This is a genomic window from Caulobacter sp. SSI4214, from assembly GCF_012184455.1.
GTDB classification, from domain to species: domain Bacteria; phylum Pseudomonadota; class Alphaproteobacteria; order Caulobacterales; family Caulobacteraceae; genus Caulobacter; species Caulobacter vibrioides_E.
In genome coordinates, this window is sequence record NZ_SZWJ01000003.1 from 35,470 (window position 1) to 57,608 (window position 22,139).

Sequence of the window (22,139 nt, forward strand, 5' to 3'; positions counted from 1 at the left end):
CTCCAACCTCGCAGGTTCCTTGGGTTTTTCGTGCGACACAAACCGTGTTATGCAGGAATCCCGCGAAAAAGGCCCGTTCTAGTGAAGAAAGCGTCCGTCGACCTCGACAGCTTCGATCGGAAGCTTCTCCGCCTGCTGCAGCGACGCGGTCGCGCCAGCTATGTTGAAATGGGCGAGGCGGTGAATCTTTCCGAGTCCGCGTGCCTGCGGCGGGTGAGGGCTCTGGAGGAGGCGGGCGTCATCGGCCGCTACGCGGCCGTGATCGACGAACGGGCCGTGGGCCTGCCGCTCAGCGTCTTCGTGACGGTCACCCTGTCGTCCCAGGCCGAGGCGGCGCTCAGCGCGTTCGAGAAGGCCATCGCCACGGTCCGCGAGGTGGCCGAGTGCTATCTGATGACCGGCGGGTCGGACTACCTGCTGCGGCTGGTGGTGCGGGACGTCGACGACCTGGAGCGCGTCCACGCCCAGGAACTGACCCGCATTCCGGGCGTCGTGCGGGTGTCGTCCAGCATCGCCATGCGCACGGTGGTCAAGCGCGCCGAGTTGCCGCTTTAAGCCCGCGCCTTCGGACGGAAACCTGACCCGTTCTAATCGTCCCAGCCCTTGCGCTTCTTCTTTTTGCCCAGGGCGAAGAGGCCTGGATAGGGCCCCTTGCCGACCCGATAGAGGCACCAGTCGTCATCCTTGGCGCAGTCGCCGTCGAAGGCGGCCTTCTTGTCGGGATCGACGGCCGCGTACATCGGCGCGGTCCGCGAACGCTGGCCGTCGGCTTCGGCGCAGGCGTTTTTCTGGTCGCGATTGAACCCGACGACTTTCTCGTGCCGGCATCCAAGGCCACGACGCAGGCTTTCCCGGGCCTGATCGCTTTCCTCGGACAGCTTGCGGGCGGTGAAGCCGGGCGGAGCGACGACCCCGGTCGGCGCGGGGGGAGCGGCCGAACCGGACGGGACCGCCGGGATGGGCGACGGCGACGGGCGATCCGTCCGCCGAAGTGGTCCTTTTTGCTCGGGGCTGGTCCTGGAGGGCGCTTGGGCGATCTCGGGCCGGATCAGTTCGGCCTGGATGATCGGCGGCTCGATCATCTCGGGAGTCCAGCGGGCGTCCAGCACCAGCGCGGTCAGAACGCCGACATGGGCCAAGGCCGCGAGGGCCAGGATCGCCAAGTCCCGCCGGGTGGGCCGCCGCCTCGTCGTTCCGGCGATCGCCACGCTCATCGAACCTCCAGCGCCCCGCGCTCGCGTCAAAGGTCGGTACGCGGCCCGTGCGGCGCAAGCGGGGCCATGGCGGACAAGAAAAAGGCCCGGCGTCGCCGCCGGGCCTTTCCTGTCGATTTCATGGACCTGTTTAGGCGGCGGCCTTGGCCTTGCCTCCGAAGCGGCCGTAGAAGGTCTCGCCCTTCTCGGCCATCTCGCGCAGCAGGGCTGGCGGGGCGAACCGCTTGCCGTACTTCTGGGCGAGGCCGTCGCAGGTCTCGACGAAGGCCTTGGCGCCGACACTGTCGATCAGGCTGATCGGACCGCCGGTCCAGGGCGCGAAGCCCCAGCCCAGGATCGCGCCGACATCGGCCTCGCGCGGGTCCGTGATGACGCCTTCCTCGAAGCAGCGGGCGGCTTCGACGGCCTGGCGATACAGCAGCCGGGTGCGGATCTCCTGGATCAGCGCCGGATCGGCGTCGGCGATCTTCACCGGGGCGAGGTCCGACAGACCCTTCCACAGGGTCTTGGGGCCATTCTCCGGATAGTCGTAGAAGCCCTTGCCGTTCTTGCGGCCGAAGCGCTGCAGCTCGACCACCATCTTCTCGATGATCGGGGCGAACGGACGATCCTCGAACTTGTCGCCAAGGTCCTTCTTGGTCTGCTGGGTGACCTTGTAGCCAAGGTCCAGGGCGACGTCGTCGTTCATCTCCAGCGGACCGCGCGGCATGCCCGTGGCGCGGCCGACGTTGTCGATGATGGCCGGGGCGATGCCGTCGGCCAGCATTTCCAGGCCTTCCTGCACGAAGGTGCCGAAGCAGCGCGAGGTGTAGAAGCCACGAGAGTCGTTCACGACGATCGGGGTCTTCTTGATCTTCAGGACGTAGTCGATCGACTTGGCCAGGGCTTCCTGGCTGGTCTCTTCGCCCATGATGATCTCGACCAGGCCCATCTTGTCGACTGGCGAGAAGAAGTGGATGCCGATGAAGTTCTTGGGTCGCACCGAAGCCTTGGCCAGGCCGGTGATCGGCAGGGTCGAGGTGTTGGAGCCGAAGATGGCGGTCTCGGCCAGCTGGGCCTCGGCCTTCTTGGTCACTTCGGCCTTGATCTCGCGGTTCTCGAACACCGCCTCGATGACGAGGTCGCTGCCCTTGACGTGATCATAGTCGGTGGTCGGGGTGATCAGGGCCAGGACCGCGTCGGCCTTGTCCTGGGTCATCTTCCCGCGCGAGACCGCCTTCTTCAGCAGGGACTCGGCGTAGGCCTTGCCCTTTTCGGCGGCTTCCTGCGATTGGTCGATCAGCACGGTCTCGATACCGGCCATGGCTTGGACATAGGCGATGCCCGCGCCCATCATGCCGGCGCCCAGCACCGCGACCTTCTTGGCTTCCGACGGCGGGACGTTGGCCGGCCGGCCCGAACCCTTGCCCAGTTCCTGCAAGCTGAGGAACAGCGTGCGGATCATGCCCTTGGCCTGGGGCGTCATCATCGTCTTGATGAAGTAGCGGGTCTCGATGCGGATGGCCGCGTCGAACGGCACCTGAGTGCCTTCATAAACGGCCTTCAGGATGTTCAACTGGGCCGGATAGTTGCCATAGGTCTGCTTGCGCAGCATGGCGTTGCCCATCACGAAGACCTGGCTGCCGGTCGGGGTGTAGGGGCCGCCGCCGGGCAGCTTGAAGTCCTTCTTGTCCCACGGCGCGACGGGATCGCCCTTGGTCTTGACCCAGGTCTTGGCGGCTTCCACGACCTGGTCGGCCGGGACGACCTCGTGCACGACCTTGTTGGCCAGGGCCTCGGCCGGCTTCATCGACTTGCCTTCCAGCAGGTACGGCGCGGCCGCCATCACGCCCATCAGGCGCGGCAGGCGCTGGGTGCCGCCGGCGCCGGGCAGCAGGCCGACCTTGGCTTCCGGCAGGGCCAGCTGGATCTTCGGATTGTCGGCGACCACGCGATAGTGGCAGGCCAGGCAGATCTCGAGACCGCCGCCCATGGCCAGGCCGTTGATGGCGGCCGCGACCGGCTTGCCGCAGGTTTCCAGCGCGCGGAAGGCCTTGTTCAGCGCGAAGCCGGCGTCGAACGCCGCCTTCAGAGCCGCTTCGCCGCCCGCCGAACCGCCCGCCAGACCGCCGCCGCCCAGCTCGCCCAGGTCCGCGCCGGCGCAGAAGCCGATCGTCTTGCCCGAGGTGATGACCGCGCCCTTGATGGCCGCGTCCGACTTGATGGTCTCGACCACCTCGCCGATTTCCTTGATGACCGAAGCGGTCAGGGTGTTCATCGAGCGGCCGGGCACGTCGAAGGTGACGAGGGCCACGCCGTCGGAATCGACCTCGATCTTGAAGTTTTCCATGGTGTTAGCTCCTCGGCCTTAGACGCGTTCGATGACGGTGGCGGTGCCCATGCCGGCGCCGACGCACAGGGTGATCAGGGCGGTTTCCTTGTCCGAGCGCTCCAGCTCGTCGAGGACCGTGCCCAGGATCATCGCGCCGGTGGCGCCCAGCGGGTGGCCCATGGCGATGGCGCCGCCGTTCACGTTCATCTTGTCGTGCGGGATATCCAGCGCCTGCATCATGCGCAGCACGACCGAGGCGAAGGCTTCGTTCAGTTCGTAGAGGTCGATGTCCTTGACCTCCATGCCCAGCTTCTTGAGCAGCTTTTCGGTGACCAGGGCCGGGCCGGTCAGCATGATCGAGGGCTCCGAACCGATCGAGGCCGCGCCCTTGATGCGCGCGCGCGCCTTGAGGCCCAGCGCCTCGCCCATCTCCTTGGAGCCGATCAGCACGCCGGCGGCCCCGTCGACGATGCCCGAGCTGTTGCCGGCGTGATGGACGTGGTTGACCTTCTCGACCTGCGGGTAGCGTTGCTGCACGACCGCGTCGAAGGCCATTTCGCCCATGCCGGTGAACGACGGGTTCAGCGCGGCCAGGGTCTGCATGGTCGTCGAGCCGCGCACGGTCTCGTCGTGGTCCAGCAGGGTCAGGCCCAACTGGTCCTTCACCGGGATGACCGACTTCTTGAAGCGGCCGTCGGCCCACGAGGCGGCGGCGCGCTTCTGGCTCTCGACGGCGTAGGCGTCGACGTCATCGCGGCTGAAGCCATACAGGGTGGCGATCAGGTCGGCCGACACGCCCTGCGGGGCGAAATAGGTCTTGAAGGCCGAGGACGGATCGGTCGGCCAGGCGCCGCCGTCGCTGCCCATCGGCACGCGGCTCATGCTCTCGACGCCGCCACCGATCGCCAGCTGGGCTTCGCCCGAAGCGACCTTGGCCGCGGCCATGTTCACGGCTTCCAGGCCCGAGGCGCAGAAGCGGTTGATCTGCACGCCGGCGACGCTCTCGGCGTAGTCGGCGGTCAGCACGGCGGTGCGGGCCACGTCGCTGCCCTGCTCGCCCACCGGCGAGACGCAGCCCAGAACCACGTCGTCGACCTTGCTGGTGTCGAGGCCATTGCGGTCGCGAAGGGCTTCCAGGACCTGGGTGGCCAGGGACAGGGCGGTGGTCTCGTGCAGAGACCCGTCCTTCTTGCCCTTGCCGCGCGGGGTGCGCACGGCGTCGAAGATGTAAGCGTCAGCCATGGAATGGCTCCTTCCTGCGAAGCGGTGTTCGTATCGTTGACAGCGCGCCCGGGGGGCGGTCCCCCGCGCGACGCTAGGGTTTCCAGTTTCCAATCGGATACTTGCCGATGGGCTCGCACTTCAGGCCGCTGGCGGCGGCCTTGGCGCGGTAATAGAGGCGCGATCCGAACTCGGGCGGCGGCAGCTCGCAGGCGGTGAAGCCCGAGGTCGTCACCTCCAGCTTCCACTCGGCGACCTTGGAGCGCAGCAAGGTGTTGCAGATATCCTTGCCCGGCGGGGTCAGCGGCAGCTTGAAGGCGCCGGGCTGCGGGCGCTTTCCGACCAGCTCGCCGGAGAAGTTGAGCGGTCGCGGACCGGGCGCGGCGCGCACGCAGACCACGGCGGCGCGGGCGTCGGCCTGGGCAGCCGACGCCGCCGCCGGACCCGCCAGCAAGCCGATGAGGGGCAGTACGATCACAGCGTCCTCGCGATCAGCAGTTTCATGATCTCGTTGGTGCCGCCGTAGATGCGCTGGATGCGGCTGTCCTTGTACATGCGCGCGATCGGATACTCGTTCATGAAGCCGTAGCCGCCGAACAGTTGCAGGCAGCGGTCGACAATCTTGTTCTCCAGGTCGCTGACCCAGTACTTGGCCATCGAGGCGGTGGCCGCGTCCAGCTTGCCCTCCAGATGCTGGCCGATGCAGTGGTTGACGAACACGCGGGCCACGGTCGCCTCGGTCTTGCATTCGGCCAGGACGAACTGGGTGTTCTGGAAGTCGATGACCGCCTTGCCGAACGCCTTGCGGTCCTTGACGTAGGCGATGGTCAGCTCCAGCGCCCGCTCGATCGTCGCCATGCCCTGGACGGCGATGTTCAGCCGCTCTTGCGGCAGCTGGCCCATCAGCTGGAAGAAGCCCTGCCCCTCGTCGACGCCCAGCAGGTTCTCGGTCGGAACCTTGACGTCGTTGAAGAACAGCTCCGAGGTGTCCTGCGCTTCCTGACCCAGCTTGTCGAGGTTGCGGCCGCGCTCGAAGCCTTCCGCTCCGTCCGTCTCCACGAAGATCAGCGAGGTGCCGCGCGCGCCGGCGGTCGGGTCGGTCTTGACCACCACGCAGATCAGGTTGGCGGTCTGGCCGTTGGTGATGAAGGTCTTGGAGCCGTTGATGACGTACTGATTGCCGACCTTCTTGGCGGTGGTCTTGATCCCCTGGAGGTCGGAGCCGGCGCCCGGTTCGGTCATGGCGATGGCGCCGACCAGCTCGCCGGTCGCCATGCGCGGCAGCCAGCGCTGCTTCTGTTCCTCGGTGCCGTAGTGGAAGATGTACGGCATGACGATGGCGTTGTGCAGGCTGGCGCCGAAGCCGTCGACGCCCTTCAGGCCCAGCTGCTCCATCAGCACGACCTCGTGCCGGTAGTCGCCGCCGGCGCCGCCATATTGCTCGGGCGTGGAGAGGCCCAGCAGTCCGGCCTCCCCCGCCTTGGTCCACATGTCGCGATCGACGCAGTGGTTCTTGCGCCATTTCGCGACCGTCGCCTCGGGCGCGTGCTCATCGAAGAACTTGCCCACCGCGTCCTCGAAGATCGCGATGTCTTCCTCGGCCATGAAGGCGGGTTTTTCGACGTTGAGCACGCTCATGATTAGAAGGCCTCCGCTGGCAGCGCCATCAGGGTCGCTGAACCGGTCTTCAGCTTGGACAGATGCGACGCTGCGTCAGGCAAGATGCGTTCGATGAAATAGCGACCGGTCGTCAGCTTGGTCGTGTAGAAGGGATCGGACGAGCCGGCGGCGATCTTGGCGTTGGCGGCCTTGGCCATCAGAGCCCACATGTACGCCAGGCCGGTCAGGCCGAAGAGGTGCATGTAGTCGGTCGACGCCGCGCCGGCGTTGTCGGGGTTCTGCAGGCCGTTCTGCATCAGCCACATGGTGCCGTCCTGCAGCTGGGCCTTCACGCCGGACAACGCCTCGATGAACGGCTTCAGGGCCGCGTCGCTGTCGTTCTCGCCGATGAACTGGTCGATTTCCTGGAAGAAGGTCATGACCGCGCGGCCGCCCTTGGCCGCCAGCTTGCGGCCGACAAGGTCCAGGGCCTGCACGCCGTTGGTGCCTTCGTAGATCAGGGCGATGCGGCAGTCGCGCATGAACTGGCTGACCGGGAAGTGCTCGGTGAAGCCGCTGCCGCCGTGCACCTGCACCGCGTTTGAGCAGACCTGGAAGCCCTTGTCGGTCAGATAACCCTTAAGCACCGGCGTCATCAGGCCCATGTAGTCGCTGGCCTTCTCGCGGACCTTCTCGTCCGGATGCAGGTGCGAGAGGTCGCCGTGCAGTGCGGTCCAGAACAGGAAGGCTCGGCCGCCCTCGATCAGGGCCTTGCTTTCCAGCAGCATCCGGCGGACGTCCGGGTGAACGATGATCGGGTCTGCCGGACCGTCGGCGTTCTTGGGGCCCGTGAGCGAGCGGCCTTGCAGGCGGTCCTTGGCGAAGGCGACGGCGGCTTGGTAGGCGGCCTCGCCCTGGGCGACCCCCTGCATCCCGACGCCGAGGCGAGCCTCGTTCATCATGACGAACATGATCTTCAGGCCGGCGTTCTCCTCGCCGATCAGATAGCCGACGGCGTCGTCATACTGCATGACGCAGGTGGCGTTGCCGTGGATGCCCATCTTCTCTTCCAGGCCAACGCACTTGACGCCCTGGTTGCGCTCGCCGACCGAGCCGTCTTCCTTGGGGAAGAACTTCGGCACGATGAACAGAGAGATCCCCTTCACGCCGGCCGGAGCGCCCTCGATGCGGGCCAGCACCAGGTGGACGATGTTGTCCGACATGTCGTGCTCGCCGGCCGAGATCCAGATCTTCTGGCCCGTGATCTTGTAGCTGCCGTCGGCCTGCGGAACCGCCTTCGTGCGCAGCAAGCCCAGGTCCGTGCCGCAGTGCGGCTCGGTCAGGTTCATGGTGCCGGTCCATTCGCCGGTGACCATCTTGGGCAGGTAGGTCTGCTTCTGCTCGTCGGTGCCGCCGAAGTGGATGGCCGAATAGGCGCCGTGGGCCAGGCCCGGATACATCGAGAAGGCCATGTTGGCCGAGCTCGACATCTCGCTGAACGCCAGGTTGACCACATAGGGCAGGCCCTGGCCGCCATAGGCGGGGTCGGAACCAAGGCCCGTCCAGCCGCCTTCGCACAGCTGCTTGTAGGCGTCCTTGAAGCCCGGCGGGGTGGTGACGGTGTTGGTCGCCGGATCCAGCTTGCAGCCGTTCTTGTCGCCCACGACGTTCAGCGGCGCCAGGACCTCGCCGGTGAATTGAGCCGCCGCGTCCAGGATCTGCTCGACCACGTCGAACGGGGCGTCGGAGAAGCCGGGCAGGTCGCCATGCTGATCGATATTGAGCACGTCGCGCAGGATGAAGGCGTGATCGCGAACGGGCGGCTGGTAGGTCATGAAACGGTCCTGGCTAGGATCGGGAGGAGGAAAGGTTAGGCGACGCCGGCCTGGGCGCTGTCTTGTCCGAAGCCGGCGTCGCGATGTGTCTTACTTGCCGAGCATCGCTTCGCTGTGACCATCCAGGCGGGCGCGCAGCACCTGCTCGTAGTCGGCCGCGCGCGGCAGCAGGTCGGGACGGATTTCCGCGAGCCGCTTTTCGAGGCGGTTGCAGGCCTCGCGCAGCTCGACCAGCGCGTTGTCGATGTCGTCACGCTGTTGTTCCAGCGCGTTGGCGCGCTCGCGGAACTTCTTCAGCGAGCGGGCCATCTGGGCCGCGCCCTCGTCGTTCTCGTCATAGAGGTCCAGCAGTTCGCGGATCTCGGTCAGCGACAGACCCACGCGCTTGCCGCGCAGGATCAGTTGCAGGCGCACGCGGTCCTTGTGGGAATAGACCCGGTTGAGGCCCTCGCGGGCCGGGTTCAGCAGACCCTTGTCTTCGTAGAAGCGCAGCGCGCGCGGGGTCGCCTTGAATTCGTTGCAGAGCTGGCGGATCGTGAAGGTCCGCTCGGGGCGTCGCAGGTCGGCCATGGGTTAAAACCTCCCGAAAAGAGGGCCTGGCTACCGCGGCCGGGCCGCTTAGTTATCGACGATCACCGTAAACCCGATCTCGGGTGATCGTCAACGCTTACGTAAACGTCAACTTGTGGGTCGGTGATAGGTTTACTTTCCTAGGCCGCGCGGCCTATTTTCTGGGTGAAGGCCGACTGCAGGAGGAGGACGCCGATGGCGACCCTGTCTCACGGCGAAATCTGGCGCGCGATCGACGCCTTGGCCGCGCGCTTCGACATGACGCCTTCGGCGATGGCTCGGATGGCGGGCCTGGATCCCACCAGCTTCAACCGCTCCAAGCGTGGTTCACCCGAGGGCGGCGGCCACGCGCGGTGGCCGTCGACCGAGAGCCTGGCCAAGCTGCTGGAAGCGACGGGGGTGAATTTCTCGGAATTCGCGGCGCTCACCGAACACGCGCCGCCCGCCGGTCGTCCCAAGGGCGCGCCGCTGATCGGCCTGTCCGAGGCCGGGCGCGAGGGTCTGTTCGACGAGGCCGGCAGGCCGGTTGGCTCGGGCTGGGACGAGATCCCCGCGCCGGATTTGGGGCAGGGGCTGTTCGCGCTGGAGGTGACGGGGGACAGCCTGGCGCCCGTCTACCGTGACGGCGACCGCCTGCTGGTCTCGCCGACCGTCGAGCCGCGTCGGGGCGACCGGGTGGCGGCGCGGACCCACGCGGGCGAGGTCCTGGTGCGCGAGCTGGGCCGGGTCACGGCCCGCGCGATCGAGCTCGTGGGCCTAGGACGAAGCGGCGACCGCCTGCTGTCGCGGGACGAGGTCGCCTGGATCGCGCGGATCGTCTGGGTCAGCCAGTAAGGCCGACGCCGAAGAGGCTCAGGTGCGCGGGCAGCCGGCGTGGGTGTCCAGCAGCCAGGCGATCAGCGGACCGGCCGCCGGGTCGGCGCAGGACACGTCCACGCGGTAGGACGCCCAGGTGTCGTTGTGGGCGGCCTCGACCTGGGCCTCGGGGAATTGTTGGACGATGCCGCCGAGCAGCGAGTCGAACTCCTGACGGTCGGTGGGGCGGAGGGTGAACGAAGCCATGGGACTTAACCTTGGTGACTCTTCCGATGTCTGATCGTCAAAGCCTAGACTCCGAAGGGCGCATAAACCCTTAATCGCGTTTTCAGGTTCCGTTCATTTTCAAGGACATGATGTCGCGGGGCGGATGGATTCGCCGTGTGCGCGTCTTCGCTCGACCGCGTATGTCGGGGCCCCCTCCGCGGCGGCAGAGGGGTTACGCGGCTAGAGCGCGTAGGTTTAAGTGTGAGCGGTTAAACCGCTCGAACGCGCTCTAAATGTTTGAATTTAGAGCCTGTTTATCCGCTTCAAATGATTCCATTTGAAGCGGACAGGTTCTAGCCCAACTTTTCCTCGATCAGCGCCACCGTCCGATCGATCCCGAAGATCGCGGCGAAGGAGCCGAAGCGCGGGCCCTGGCTCTGGCCCAGCAGCACTTCGTACAGCGCCTGGAACCAGGCGCGCAGCGGGTCGAAGCCGTGGGTCTTGCCGACCTCGAACACCTCGTTCTGGATCAGCTCGGCGTCCTGGGTTCCGGCCGGCATGGCTTTCAGCTTGGCCAGCAGGTCCAGCATCGCCGCGCGTTCCTGGTCGGTCGGAGCGCGGAAGGTCTTCGAGGGCTTCACGAAGTCCTCGTAATAGTTGATCGCGTAGCCGGCCAGGCGATCCAGCAGCGGCTGGCTTTCCGGCGTCGCGCCCGGGATGTAACGCGACAGGAAGCCCCAGAGGATTTCCTTGGTCGAGGCGTCGGCGGCCGAAACGAGATTCAGCATCAGGCTGAACGACACCGGCGAGCCCTGCTCGGGCGGCTTGCCCGAGTGGATGTGCCAGACCGGGTTGTCGAGCTGCTTGGCCGGCTCCTGGCGACCGAACGCGTCCAGCTGCTGCAGGTACTCGTCGGTCGCCTTGGGAATGACGTCGAAATAGAGCTTCTTGGCCGACTTGGGGCTCTGGAACATGTAGTACGACAGGCTCTCCGGTGCGCCGTACCGCAGCCAGTCCTCCATGGAGAGGCCGTTGCCCTTGGACTTGGAGATCTTCTGGTTGTTCTCGTCCAGGAAGAGCTCGTAGTTGAAACCCTCCGGCGGAGTCCCGCCCAGCGCCTTGCAGATGGCGCCCGAGGCCTTGACCGAGTCGATCAGGTCCTTGCCCGACATCTCGTAGTCGACGCCCAAGGCGGTCCAGCGCATGGCCCAGTCGGGCTTCCACTGCATCTTGACGTGGCCGCCGGTGACCGGGACCTCGACCTTGGAACCGTCCTCGTCCTCGAAGACGATCGTGCCCTTGTCGACATTCCGCTCCAGGGTCGGGACCTGCAGCACCTTGCCGGTGGTCGGGCTGATCGGCAGGAACGGCGAATAGGTGGCGCGGCGCTCCTCGCCCAGGGTCGGCAGCATGACCTTCTGGATGGCGTCGAAGCGCTCGAGCGCGATCAGCAGGGTCGCGTCGAACAGGCCGCCCTTGTAGCAGTCGGTCGAGCTGACGAACTCGTACTCGAAGCCGAAGCCGTCCAGGAACGCGCGCAGGCGGGCGTTGTTGTGGGCGCCGAAGCTGTCGTGGGTGCCGAACGGGTCGCGGACCACGGTCAGCGGCTTGCCCAGATCCTCGATCAGCGGCTGCTTGTTCTCGATGTTGTCGGGAACCTTGCGCAGACCGTCCATGTCGTCGCTGAAGGCGATCAGGCGGGTGGGCATATGATCGTCGGTGAGCGCGCGGAAGGCCTGGCGCACCATGGTCGTGCGCGCCACCTCGCCGAAGGTGCCCAGGTGCGGCAGGCCCGACGGCCCGTAGCCGGTCTCGAAGATCACGGCCTTGGAGAGGGCCGGATAGGCTTTCACCGCCTCGTCGGTCTTGCCGGCGTCGATCAGGGCCTTGGCGGCGTCCTGGTCGGCGCGGTCGGGGAGGCGCACGCGCAGGACGCGGGCGATGGTGGCGCGCGCCTGCTCGAACGGCCAGGAGCGAGCATCGCGGGCGAGGGGGGAGAGGCCTTCAAACATGGCGCGGCGTATAAACGCTGCGACGCCAAAGGGCTAGGGCGGACCCTCAGCCCTTCAACGCGCCCGCCACCACTTCGCGCGCCTCGGTCTGCACTTGCTTGAGGTGATCGGGGCCCAGGAACGACTCCGCATAGACCTTGTAGACGTCCTCGGTGCCCGATGGCCGGGCGGCGAACCAGGCGTTCTTCGTGCACACCTTCAGGCCGCCGATCGCCTCGCCATTGCCGGGGGCGTTGGTGAGGATGTCGGTGATCGGCTCGCCGGCCAGGGTCTTGGCGGAGACGTCGCTGGGGCTGAGCTTGGCGAGGCGCGCCTTGTCCTCGCGGCTGGCCGCGGCGTCGACGCGGGCATAGGCCGGCGCGCCATACTTTTCCGTCAGACCGTTATAGAGCTGGCTGGCGCTCTGGCCCGTCACCGCCTGGATCTCGGCCGCCAGCAGGGCCAGCTGGATGCCGTCCTTGTCGGTGGTCCACACCCCGCCGTCGTGGCGCAGGAAGGCCGCGCCGGCCGACTCCTCGCCGCCGAAGCCGACCGAACCGTCCAGCAGGCCGGGCACGAAGTACTTGAAGCCGACCGGCACCTCGAGCAGGCGGCGACCCAGGCCTGTCACCACCCGATCGATCATCGAGGACGACACCAAGGTCTTGCCCACCGCCGTGTCCGCGCCCCAGCCGGGACGGTGGCTGAACAGGTACGAGATGGCCGCGGCCAGGTAGTGGTTGGGGTTCATCAGCCCGCCATCGGGCGTGACGATGCCGTGGCGATCGGCGTCGGCGTCGTTGCCCGTGGCGACGTCATAGGCCGCCCCGCCCTTCATGATGCCGATCAGGTTGGCCATGGCCGAGGCGGACGAGCAGTCCATGCGGATCTTGCCGTCGGTGTCGAGCGGCATGAACGCCCAGCGGGGGTCGACCGCGTCGTTGACCACCGTCAGGTTTAGCCCATGACGCTCGGCGATCGCGCCCCAATAGGCGACCGCCGCGCCGCCCAGCGGATCGGCCCCGATCCGCACCCCGGCCGCGCGGATGGCCTCGACGTCGATCACCGCCGGCAGGTCTTCGACATAACGGCCCAGGAAATCGTAGCGGCCGGCGGCCTTGATCGCTCGCTCGAACGGCAGGCGCCTCACGCCGGCGAGCCCCTCGGCCAGCAAGGCGTTGGCGCGGGCGGCGATGGCCGAGGTGGCGTCCGAGCCCGCCGGACCGCCGGACGGCGGATTGTACTTGATGCCGCCGTCGCGCGGTGGGTTGTGCGAGGGGGTGAGCAGCAGGCCGTCGGCTCGCGCTCCGCCTTGGCGGTTATGGGTCAGGATGGCGTGCGACACCGCCGGGGTCGGGGTGAAGCCGTCGCGGCTGTCGACCAGGATCTCGACGGCGTTGGCGGCCAGCACCTCGATCACCGTGCGCCAGGCCGGCTCGGACAGGGCGTGGGTGTCGCGGCCGATGAACAGCGGACCGGCGACTCCCTCGGCGGCGCGGTAGTCGGCGACGGCCTGGGCGATGGCCAGGATGTGGCGCTCGTTGAAGCCGCCATCCAGGCTGGAGCCGCGATGACCCGAGGTGCCGAAGGTCACCTTCTGGGCCGGATTGGCGACGTCGGGCGCGATGTCGAAATAGGCGCGGACCAGGGCGTCAAGGTCGATCAGGTCTTCGGGAAGAGCGCGAAGGCCGGCGCGGTCATGCATCGGGACACCCTTTTGGATAGCGACGGGTTGATCCCGTAAGCGGGGTAGAAGACGATTTCACTAAAATATCGCGCACGCGAGCAGGGGTCATGGCGGCGCGGCTCGGGCATAGGCGGCGCGCGCCCGGCCCGAACGGACGAAGACCCGGGTGATGCGAGGATCGACGCCTCGGATCAGGGCGGCGAAGTCGTCGGCGGCGTCCTCGATCTCGCCGGCCGTCAATTGGTCCTGGAAGTCCAGCGTCACGCCCAGCAGAATCTCGTGGGGCCCCAGATGCATGCTCAGCACCTCGGCCACGTTCTCGACGCGGGCGTCCCGGGCCAAAGCTTCGCGCACGGCCTCGACGATGCGCGGGGCGGCGGCCTCGCCAGTCAGCAGGCTGCGGGTTTCGTTGGCCAGGAAGGCGGCGATGAGGACCAGCAGCACGCCGATCGCCACCGAGGCCGCGCCGTCCGCCCAGGCCAGGCCCGCGATCGAGCCCGCGACGCCCAACGCCGCCAGGCACAGGCCCAGCAGCGCCGCCCCGTCCTCCAGAAGCACCGCGAAGATCGACGGGTCCTTGCTGCCCTTGAGGGCGCGGAAGAACGGAACCTCGCCGCGCAGCGTCTTGAACTCGCGCCAGGCCACGACGAACGATCCGCCCTCGAACAGGGCCGAGAAGCCGATGACCGCGAAATTGATCCACGCTCGGTCGATCGGTTCGGGCCGCAGGATCTTGTGGACGCCCTGATAGACCGAGACCGCTCCGCCCAGAGCGAAGATCATCAAAGCCACGACGAAGGACCAGAAATAGAGCTCCATGCCGTAGCCGAACGGATGGCTCTGGCTGGGCGGTCGATTGGCGCGGGCGAGGCCCAGCAACAACAGGCCTTGGTTGCCGGTGTCGACGCTGGAATGGATCGCCTCGGTCAGCATGGCCGACGAGCCGGTCAGCAAAGCGGCAGCGAACTTGGTCACGGCGATGGCCAGGTTCCCGGCCAGGGCCGCGAACACCACCTTTTGCGAACCGCTGGTCTTGGGGGCAGACGCCATGGGGCGGCAAACGCGGGGGCGACCGGCCGTGTTCCCCCGCGTCGCCGCGCTATCCGCGTCAGGGTCTTGGCGGCGGCGTCAGAAGGCCGCGCTGACGATGGTTCCGTCCTTCAGCAGCGCCGCGCGCTTGAGGCCGCTCGAGGCGAAGGGCATGGCGACATTTCCGTCCCGATCGACCGAGACCAGACCGCCATGGCCGCCCAGGTCCGCCACGCTGGCGATCGCCTGGCGCGCGGCCTCTTCCAGGTCTTGGCCCCCGAAGCGGACGCGATGGGCGACCTGGACCGCGACGGCGGCGCGGATGAAATATTCGCCTTGGCCTGTGCAGGACACCGCGGCGTGGCCGTCAGCCCAGGCGCCGGCGCCGATCACCGGGGAGTCGCCGACTCGGCCGGGCCGCTTGCCGAACACGCCGGCCGTCGAGGTGGCGGCGGCCAGACGCCCGTCCGTGTCGCGGACCACGCAGCCGACCGTGCCGACAGGCAGGGCGTCCGGTGGGTGATTGTCCTCGAACGCCCCCGCGCGGGTGAACCAGGCCTCCGGGTCTTCCACGGGCTCCAGGCCCTGCTCGGCGGCGAAGTCGATCGCGCCCTGACCGGCCAGCATCACGTGCGGCGTAGCCTCCATCACCGCGCGGGCGGTCAGGATCGGGCTCTTGAAGCCTCTCAAGGCGGCCACCGAGCCGGCCTTCAGCGTGGCGCCGTCCATCAGGCTGGCGTCCAGTTCGTATTCGCCGTCGGCGTTGGGCGAGGCGCCCTTGCCGGCGATATAGAGGCCGCTGGCCTCGAGGGCGACCACGGTCTCGACCGCGACGTCCAGCGCGCTGGCCCCGGCGGCCAGGCGATCACGGGCGGCCTCGACCAAGCTACGCATATGCGCGATCTCGACCGCGTAGTCGTGGCCAGGCTTCGCGCCCGCGCCGCCGTGCAGTGCGAGGCTAAAACGTTTGTTTGACATTCTGCTTCCTTGGCCCGGCGTCCCGCGCTAGCGTCCGGACCTCTTAATCAAGAAATCCGGGAGAGGCGATATGAAGGCGGTGCTCAGCAAGGAAGTCGGCGGCCCCGAGACCCTGGTGCTCGAGGAACTGCCCGATCCCGTCGCCGGGCCCGGCCAGGTGCTGATCGACGTCAAGGCTTGCGGCGTCAACTATCCCGACGTCCTGATCATCGAGGACAAGTACCAGTTCAAGCCGACGCGCCCGTTCGCGCCCGGCGGCGAGGTGTCCGGCGTGATCTCGGCGGTGGGCGAGGGCGTCAGCCGCTTCAAGGTCGGTGATCGCGTGCTGGCCTCGACCGGCTGGGGCGGCTTCGCCGAGAAGCTGGCGCTGGAAGAGCAGCGCTGCACGCCCATTCCCGACGACATGCCCTTCGACGAGGCCGCCGCCTTCGTCCTGACCTACGGCACCTCCTACTATGCCTTGAAGGATCGCGGTCACATCAAGGCGGGCGAAACACTGCTGGTCCTGGGCGCCGCCGGGGGCGTGGGCCTGGCCGCGGTCGAACTGGGCAAGGCCATGGGCGCGCGCGTTATCGCCGCGGCCTCCAGCCAGGAAAAGGTCGACCTGGCCGTCAAGCACGGCGCGGAAAGCGGGGTGGTCTATCCGCGCGGACCGTTCGACAAGGATGGCCAGAAGGCGCTGGCCAACCTGATCAAGGACGCCTGCGGACCGAACGGTTGGGACGTCGCCTATGACGCGGTCGGCGGCGACTATTCCGAGGCGACGATCCGCGCCGCCGGCTGGAACGGTCGCTTCCTGGTCATCGGTTTCCCGTCGGGCATTCCGAAAATCCCGCTGAATCTGACGCTGCTGAAGTCGTGCGACATCGTCGGCGTCTTCTGGGGCGCGGCGGTGGCGCGCGACCCCAAGGGCCACGCCCAGAACCTCAAGGAACTGATGGCGCTCTACGCCGAGGGCAAGATCCGGCCCTATGTCTCAGAGCGCTTCCCCCTGGCCCGCGCCGGCGACGCGATCGCGCACCTCTCCAGCCGCAAGGCCATGGGCAAGGTGGTGATCACGGTTGAATGAAAAGGTTAGCGGGGATCGTGGTTAAATCTCGCTAAGTATGCTTTTTAGCGAAAGAAACAGGACATGGCCGCATGGTGCGCTCCGTAATTGGGAGACTCCGCGGCGATGTTCGTCCAACGGGAGCAAAACGGCGCGAGGGACGCGGCCACGGCCGCGCCTCCAGTCGCGCCCCGGCGCCCTTACCGCCTGACCCGGCGTCCGGACGAGCGCGTGCGCGTGCTGGGCGGCGCCATGGACTTGGTGCGTCCCGAAGAGGTGTTTCACTTCGTGACGGGAAAGCTGGAGGCGGGGCAGAGCGCCCTCGTCGCCAACCACAATCTCCACAGCCTCTATCTGATCGGCCGCGATCACCAGATCGGCGAATTTTACAAGATCGCCGACTTGATCGAGGTCGACAGCGTGCCGCTGATCTTCTGGGCGCGTCTGGTGGGCCGGGCCAGCCGGCGCTTCCACCGCTGCACCTATCTGGACTGGCGCGACGACTTCTGGCGACTGGCCAGCGAGAAGAACTGGAAGGTCTTCTTCCTGGGCGGCGCGCCGGGCGTGGCCGAAAAGGGCGCCGAGCGCATCCGCCAGGATTGGCCCGACGCCAGGATCGCCACCCATCACGGCTATTTCGACGTCACGCCGGGCTCGCCCGAGAACGAGGCGGTGCTGGCCGCGATCCGGGCGTTTTCACCCGACATCGTGCTGGTCGGCATGGGAATGCCGCGCCAGGAAATCTGGACGCTGCAAAACCATAAGGCCTACGGACCGGCGGCGACCTTCACGGTCGGCGGCGCCTTCGACTATGAGGCCGGCGTGCAGAAGCCCGCGCCGCGCTGGATGGGGCCGATGGGCATGGAATGGCTGTTCCGCCTGATGGCCGATCCCCAGCGCCTGTTCTCGCGCTACTGCGTGGAGCCCTGGTCGTTGATCGGTCCGGCCATGCGCGACGTGGGTCGCGCCGTCACCCTTCGCCTGATCGAGGGCGACGTGAAGACCGCCGAGGCGGCGCGCTGGGAGAAGATGCGCGCTCGCAATGAAACGCCGCGTGAAGCATGATGATCGCCGTGGGAGCCGGAAACGGCGCGGTCGTCACGCTTGTCGGCAGCAAGGAAAGGCTTGGGGGATAATGAGCCTGGATATTCGCGTCATGACGCTGGAGGCCAACGAGCGCTCCGGCTTCGCGCATCGGGCCGTGGCGGGCGTGGGCCTCGCCGGCCTGGGTCTGGCCTGGGTCGCGCTGCTGGCGCCCTGCCTGTTGTGGCTGGCCGTCAGTCATCTGGGGCGAACGATCGAGCCGCTGGTCCGCCGCGCGCCTGATCGCCGCTTGCGCGCGGAAAACCCCTAGCCAACCGCCCCTGCCTCCGCTCATATGATCATTGATCACCGACCCGAGAGAGGTCGGGCGAGCGGAGGAATTCAGCATGGTCGGACGTCTGGACGGCAAGGTCGCCGTCGTTACCGGTGGCTGCTCGGGTATCGGCCTGGGCGCGGTCGAACTGTTCGTGGCCGAGGGCGCCAGCGTCATCGCCGCCGACCTGCAGGCTGAAAAGGGCGAGATGCTGGAGCGGCGCTTTCCCGACCGGGTGCGCTTCTCGCGCTGCGACGTCACCGTCGAGGACGAGCTGGCCAAGACCATGGCCCTGGCCGAGAGCGCGTTCGGCGGTCTCGATATCCTGTTCAACAACGCCGGCCACGGCGGTACGCCCGCCGGCGTTCAGGAACTGACCGTCGACGGTTGGGACAAGACCTTCGCCCTCCTGGTGCGCGGTCCGGCTATCGGCATGAAGCACGCGACGCCCCTGATGCTGAAGCGCGGCGGCGGTTCGATCATCAACACCGCCTCGATCGCCGGCCTGCAGGCGGGCTTTGGACCCCTGGCCTATTCGGCCGCCAAGTCGGCGGTGATCCATATGAGCCGCTGCGCGGCGGCCGAGCTGTCGCCGCTGAAGATCCGGGTCAACGCCATCTGCCCGGGCCTGATCGCCACGTCGATCTTCGGCGCCTCGATGGGTCTGCCCCGCGAGGTCGCCGACCAGATGGCCGCCCAGATCGCCTCGATCGGGCCGAAGATCCAGCCGATGCCCAAGTCGGGCTTGCCCGAGGACATCGCCGCCGCGGCGCTGTACCTGGCCAGCGACGATTCGCGCTTCGTCACCGGGACCCACATCGTCGTCGACGGGGGCATCACCGTCGGTCCGCGCAGCGCCTGGGACAAGGACACCCCGTCGCCGATCCTCGCCGCGATGGGCATCTCGCCCGAGCAGGCTGAGGCGATGCGCGCCCAGCTGCTCGCCGCCGGCGCGGCCGGGTGACCCTGACGCCGAACCTGCGCGGCGCGCTGTGGATGCTGGCCTCCGCCCTCGGCTTCACGGCGATGACCACCTTGATCAAGTATCTGGGGCCGGGCTATCCGGCCGCGCTGCAGACCTTCTATCGCCAGCTGGCCGGCGTCGTCGTGCTCCTGCCTCTGATCGCCCGCGACTGGCGGGCGGCGTTCCGCACGACGCGACCGGGCATCCTGATCTTTCGCTCCAGCGCCGGCGTGCTGGCGCTGATCATGGGCTTCTACGCCTATCAGAAGCTGCCCCTGGCCGACGCCAACGCCCTGTCGTTCACCCGGACGCTGTGGTTGGTCCCGCTGGCCGGGCTGGTTCTGCGCGAGCCGATAGGGCCCTTGCGGATCGGGGCGGCGGTGGTCGGCTTTGTCGGCGTCTTGATCATGCTGCGACCGGGCGCGGGCGGCGCGTCGCACTGGCTGGGCTGGCCGCAGGCCTGCGCCCTGGCTTCGGCGTTCCTGTTCGCCCTGACCATCACCGGCATGAAGGTGATGACCCGCGACCACAGCCCATTCGTGCTGCTGGTCTACGCGGCGGTGCTGGGCGTGGTCTTCGCGATCCCGCCGGCGCTGTTCGTCTGGAAGTGGCCAAGCTTGCGCGACCTGGCGCTACTGTCGGCCATGGGCGTCATCGGCACCTTCACCCAAGGCGCCTATATCAAGGGCATGGAGGCCGGCGAGGCCGCGGTCATGGCGCCGATCGACTATACGCGGCTGGTCTTCGCCGTGGCGGCGGGTTTGCTGTTGTTCCACGAGGTTCCGCGCGCGGCGGTGATCGTCGGAGCGGCGATCGTGATCGCCTCGACGCTGTTCATCTCGTGGCGGGAGCACCAGTTGGCCCGGCGCGCGGCGATTGCGCCTCAGCCGGCATAGGCCCGGCGCCAGGCCACGAAGCGGGCCAGACCGTCGGCCAGCTTGACCTTGGGCTTGTAGCCGCACAGGGCCCGCAGCTTGTCGATATTGGCGAAGGTGGCGGGCACGTCGCCCGGCTGCATCGGCAGGAAGATCTTGGTCGCCTCGACGCCCAGCGCCGCCTCCAGGGTCGAGATCATCTCCATCAGCCCGACCGGATCGTTGTCGCCGATGTTGTAGAGTTCGTGGCCCCCCGCCGCCGGAGGGTGGTCCAGCACGCCGAGCACGCCGTCGACGATGTCGTCGATATAGGTGAAGTCGCGGGCCATCCTGCCCTCGCCATAGACCTCGATCGGCTGGCCCTTCAGCATCTTCTCGGTGAAACCGTAATAGGCCATGTCGGGCCGGCCCCACGGGCCATAGACCGTGAAGAACCGCAGGCCCGATTGCGGGAAGCCGTAGAGCTTGGCGTAGCTCTGGCTCAGAAGCTCGCAGGACCGCTTGGTGGCCGCGTACAGCGAGACCGGATGGTCGGCCGGATCGGTTTCGCGAAAGCCGTCGCCGTTGAGCGGCCGCTCGCCATAGACGCTGGACGACGAGGCGTAGACGAGGTGCTCCACGCCGGCGTGCCGGCAGGCTTCCAGCACCGAGAGATGGCCGGCCAGGTTCGAGCGCTCATAGGCGAACGGGTTGTCGATCGAATAGCGAACGCCGGCCTGGGCGGCCAGGTGGATCACCCGTCGGGCCCCGGACGTCTTCACCAGATCGGCGAAGGCCGCGTGGTCGGCGATATCCATGCGGACCGTCTTGTAGCCCCGCCGGGATTCAAGCCGCGCGGCTCGGGCCTCCTTCAGGGCTGGGTCGTAATAGGCGTTGAACACGTCGACCCCGATCACCGTCTCGCCGCGCTCGAGAAGGCGCTCGGCCACGTGACAGCCCACGAAGCCGGCGGCGCCTGTCACGATCACGGGCGGGACGATGACCGGGGTCTGGTCCATCCCGTTAGTTCCGCCCGATGGAGGCGTAGGTGAAGCCGTGTCGGACCATTTCGGCGGGCTTGTAGACGTTGCGCAGGTCGACGACGGTGGGGGACTTGAGGAGCAGTTTGAGGCGGTCGAGATCCAGGGCCCGGAACTGGTCCCATTCGGTGAGGATCACCAGGGCGTCGGCGCCCTCGGCCGCGTCATAGGCGCCGGCCTTGAAGTCGACGCCCGCCAGCAGCTTCTCGGCCTCGTGGCGGCCCTCGGGGTCGAAGGCCTGGACCTTGGCGCCCAGGGCTTGCAGGGCCGGGACGATGTCGAGGCTGGGCGCGTCGCGCATGTCGTCGGTGTTGGGCTTGAAGGTCAGGCCCAGCACCCCGATCGTCTTGCCGGTCAGGTCCTGGGCCCCGATCGCGGCGGCCACCTTGCCGGCCATGGCCTTCTTGCGCGCGTCATTGACCTCGACCGTGGTCTCGATCAGCCGCGTCGGCGCGCCGTAGTCCTGGGCGGTCTTGACCAGGGCCAGGGTGTCCTTGGGGAAGCACGATCCGCCATAGCCCGGGCCGGCGTTGAGGAACTTGCCCCCGATCCGCTTGTCCAGGCCGATGCCCTTGGCCACCTGCTGGACGTCGGCCCCCACCTTCTCGCAGAGGTCGGCCATCTCGTTGATGAAGGTGATCTTCATCGCCAGGAAGGCGTTGGCCGCGTACTTGATCAGCTCGCTGGTCCGCCGGCCGGTGAAGACGATCGGGGTCTCGTTCAGGAACAGCGGCCGGTAGAGGTCGCGCATCACCGCCTGGGCCCGCTCGTCGTCGGTGCCCACCACCACGCGGTCGGGACGCTTGAAGTCCTCGATCGCCGCGCCCTCGCGCAGGAACTCCGGGTTGGAGACCACCGCGAACTGGGCGTTCGGATTGGCCTTGCGGATGATCGCCTCGACCTCGTCGCCGGTGCCGACCGGCACGGTCGACTTGGTCACCACCACCGTGAAGCCGTCGATCAGCCCGGCGATCTCCTCGGCCGCCGCGTAGACATAGCTAAGGTCGGCGTGGCCGTCGCCCCGACGGGTCGGCGTGCCCACCGCGATGAACACCGCGTCGGCGCCGCGGATCGCCCGCGCCCCGTCCAGCGTGAAGAACAGCCGCCCCTCGCGGACATTGCGCGCCACCAGGTCGTCCAGACCAGGCTCGAAGATCGGGATCTCCCCCTTCTCCAGCCGCGCGATCTTGCCCGGATCCTTGTCGATGCACGTCACCTCGTGACCGAAGTCGGCGAAACACGCCCCCGACACCAGCCCCACATACCCCGTGCCAATCATCGCTACGCGCATCGATGTATTCCCGATCCTCGCCGCCACGCGGCGCTATTGCGCCTAATCCAGCAATCGGCTCGCCGAGGCAAGTCGGGCCAAGCCGAAGCCTGGTGTTTCCGGAATGAGGAGGGCTCGATGCGTCCCG

General features: G+C 67.6%; 21 protein-coding genes. 7 read left to right on the forward strand and 14 right to left on the reverse strand.

Features of this window, described 5'->3' with window-relative positions; genetic code table 11:
* Positions 1-81: 81 nt before the first annotated feature.
* On the forward strand, positions 82-555 hold the full coding sequence (locus FCU40_RS01615; RefSeq protein ID WP_004617097.1) for an Lrp/AsnC family transcriptional regulator: 474 nt from the start codon (positions 82-84) through the stop codon (positions 553-555).
* Between the two features lie 32 nt (positions 556-587).
* Here FCU40_RS01615 and FCU40_RS01620 read toward each other — a convergent pair whose 3' ends face one another.
* The 7 genes from FCU40_RS01620 to FCU40_RS01650 all read right to left on the reverse strand — a co-directional run bounded on the left by FCU40_RS01620 (position 588) and on the right by FCU40_RS01650 (position 8,750).
* Positions 588-1,214 carry a hypothetical protein gene (locus FCU40_RS01620; RefSeq protein WP_168072447.1) on the reverse strand — a complete coding sequence of 209 codons (627 nt, stop codon included), beginning with the start codon at positions 1,212-1,214 and terminating at the stop codon, positions 588-590.
* Positions 1,215-1,344: 130 nt separating this feature from the next.
* Positions 1,345-3,543, reverse strand: a complete 2,199-nt coding sequence (locus FCU40_RS01625) for a 3-hydroxyacyl-CoA dehydrogenase NAD-binding domain-containing protein (RefSeq protein ID WP_168072449.1) — start codon at positions 3,541-3,543, stop codon at positions 1,345-1,347.
* Positions 3,544-3,561: 18 nt separating this feature from the next.
* Positions 3,562-4,767, reverse strand: coding sequence for an acetyl-CoA C-acetyltransferase (locus tag FCU40_RS01630; protein ID WP_004617093.1), 1,206 nt, complete (start codon positions 4,765-4,767; stop codon positions 3,562-3,564).
* Between the two features lie 73 nt (positions 4,768-4,840).
* Positions 4,841-5,224, reverse strand: a complete 384-nt coding sequence (locus tag FCU40_RS01635; RefSeq protein WP_168072451.1) for a hypothetical protein — start codon at positions 5,222-5,224, stop codon at positions 4,841-4,843.
* Positions 5,221-6,384 (reverse strand): acyl-CoA dehydrogenase family protein, encoded by a 1,164-nt coding sequence (locus tag FCU40_RS01640; RefSeq protein WP_004617090.1) that lies wholly within the window; start codon positions 6,382-6,384, stop codon positions 5,221-5,223. Before FCU40_RS01640 ends, FCU40_RS01635 begins: the two co-directional genes overlap by 4 nt.
* A 2-nt stretch (positions 6,385-6,386) precedes the next feature.
* Positions 6,387-8,180, reverse strand: coding sequence for an acyl-CoA dehydrogenase C-terminal domain-containing protein (locus FCU40_RS01645; RefSeq protein ID WP_168072453.1), 1,794 nt, complete (start codon positions 8,178-8,180; stop codon positions 6,387-6,389).
* Positions 8,181-8,270: 90 nt separating this feature from the next.
* Positions 8,271-8,750: a MerR family DNA-binding transcriptional regulator gene (locus FCU40_RS01650; protein ID WP_004617085.1), complete on the reverse strand. Its 480-nt coding sequence runs from the start codon at positions 8,748-8,750 to the stop codon at positions 8,271-8,273.
* A gap of 195 nt (positions 8,751-8,945) precedes the next feature.
* Here FCU40_RS01650 and FCU40_RS01655 point away from each other — a divergent pair, with 195 nt between their 5' ends.
* The gene (locus FCU40_RS01655; protein ID WP_168072455.1) at positions 8,946-9,584 is read left to right on the forward strand and encodes a helix-turn-helix transcriptional regulator; all 639 of its coding nucleotides are present in this window, start codon (positions 8,946-8,948) and stop codon (positions 9,582-9,584) included.
* Between the two features lie 18 nt (positions 9,585-9,602).
* Here the strand turns inward: FCU40_RS01655 and FCU40_RS01660 are convergent, their stop codons facing one another.
* The 5 genes from FCU40_RS01660 to FCU40_RS01680 all read right to left on the reverse strand — a co-directional run bounded on the left by FCU40_RS01660 (position 9,603) and on the right by FCU40_RS01680 (position 15,458).
* Positions 9,603-9,812: a hypothetical protein gene (locus tag FCU40_RS01660; protein WP_168072457.1), complete on the reverse strand. Its 210-nt coding sequence runs from the start codon at positions 9,810-9,812 to the stop codon at positions 9,603-9,605.
* A gap of 314 nt (positions 9,813-10,126) precedes the next feature.
* Complete coding sequence (locus FCU40_RS01665; RefSeq protein WP_168072459.1) at positions 10,127-11,785, reverse strand: lysine--tRNA ligase; 1,659 nt, start codon at positions 11,783-11,785, stop codon at positions 10,127-10,129.
* Between the two features lie 46 nt (positions 11,786-11,831).
* A complete protein-coding gene (gene pgm / locus FCU40_RS01670; RefSeq protein ID WP_168072461.1) occupies positions 11,832-13,469 on the reverse strand; it encodes a phosphoglucomutase (alpha-D-glucose-1,6-bisphosphate-dependent) in 1,638 nt (545 codons plus the stop codon).
* Positions 13,470-13,556: 87 nt separating this feature from the next.
* A complete protein-coding gene (locus FCU40_RS01675; protein ID WP_168072463.1) occupies positions 13,557-14,501 on the reverse strand; it encodes a cation diffusion facilitator family transporter in 945 nt (314 codons plus the stop codon).
* A gap of 78 nt (positions 14,502-14,579) precedes the next feature.
* Positions 14,580-15,458, reverse strand: a complete 879-nt coding sequence (locus FCU40_RS01680) for an isoaspartyl peptidase/L-asparaginase (protein WP_168072465.1) — start codon at positions 15,456-15,458, stop codon at positions 14,580-14,582.
* 70 nt (positions 15,459-15,528) lie between these two features.
* Between FCU40_RS01680 and FCU40_RS01685 the strand changes: the two genes are divergently transcribed.
* The 5 genes from FCU40_RS01685 to FCU40_RS01705 all read left to right on the forward strand — a co-directional run bounded on the left by FCU40_RS01685 (position 15,529) and on the right by FCU40_RS01705 (position 19,723).
* Positions 15,529-16,527, forward strand: coding sequence for an NADPH:quinone oxidoreductase family protein (locus FCU40_RS01685; RefSeq protein WP_004617073.1), 999 nt, complete (start codon positions 15,529-15,531; stop codon positions 16,525-16,527).
* A 105-nt stretch (positions 16,528-16,632) separates the two neighbouring features.
* Positions 16,633-17,571: a WecB/TagA/CpsF family glycosyltransferase gene (locus FCU40_RS01690; protein ID WP_004617071.1), complete on the forward strand. Its 939-nt coding sequence runs from the start codon at positions 16,633-16,635 to the stop codon at positions 17,569-17,571.
* Between the two features lie 70 nt (positions 17,572-17,641).
* Entirely contained in the window at positions 17,642-17,860 is a 219-nt protein-coding gene (locus tag FCU40_RS01695; protein WP_004617069.1) for a hypothetical protein, read from the forward strand.
* Positions 17,861-17,936: 76 nt separating this feature from the next.
* Positions 17,937-18,827 (forward strand): SDR family oxidoreductase, encoded by an 891-nt coding sequence (locus tag FCU40_RS01700; protein WP_004617067.1) that lies wholly within the window; start codon positions 17,937-17,939, stop codon positions 18,825-18,827.
* A complete protein-coding gene (locus FCU40_RS01705; protein ID WP_168072467.1) occupies positions 18,824-19,723 on the forward strand; it encodes a DMT family transporter in 900 nt (299 codons plus the stop codon). Before FCU40_RS01700 ends, FCU40_RS01705 begins: the two co-directional genes overlap by 4 nt.
* Here the strand turns inward: FCU40_RS01705 and FCU40_RS01710 are convergent.
* Entirely contained in the window at positions 19,711-20,700 is a 990-nt protein-coding gene (locus FCU40_RS01710) for an NAD-dependent epimerase/dehydratase family protein (protein ID WP_168072469.1), read from the reverse strand. The two genes, FCU40_RS01705 and FCU40_RS01710, sit on opposite strands and share 13 nt — an antisense overlap.
* Positions 20,701-20,704: 4 nt before the next feature.
* Complete coding sequence (locus tag FCU40_RS01715; protein WP_168072471.1) at positions 20,705-22,012, reverse strand: UDP-glucose/GDP-mannose dehydrogenase family protein; 1,308 nt, start codon at positions 22,010-22,012, stop codon at positions 20,705-20,707.
* Positions 22,013-22,139 lie beyond the last annotated feature (127 nt).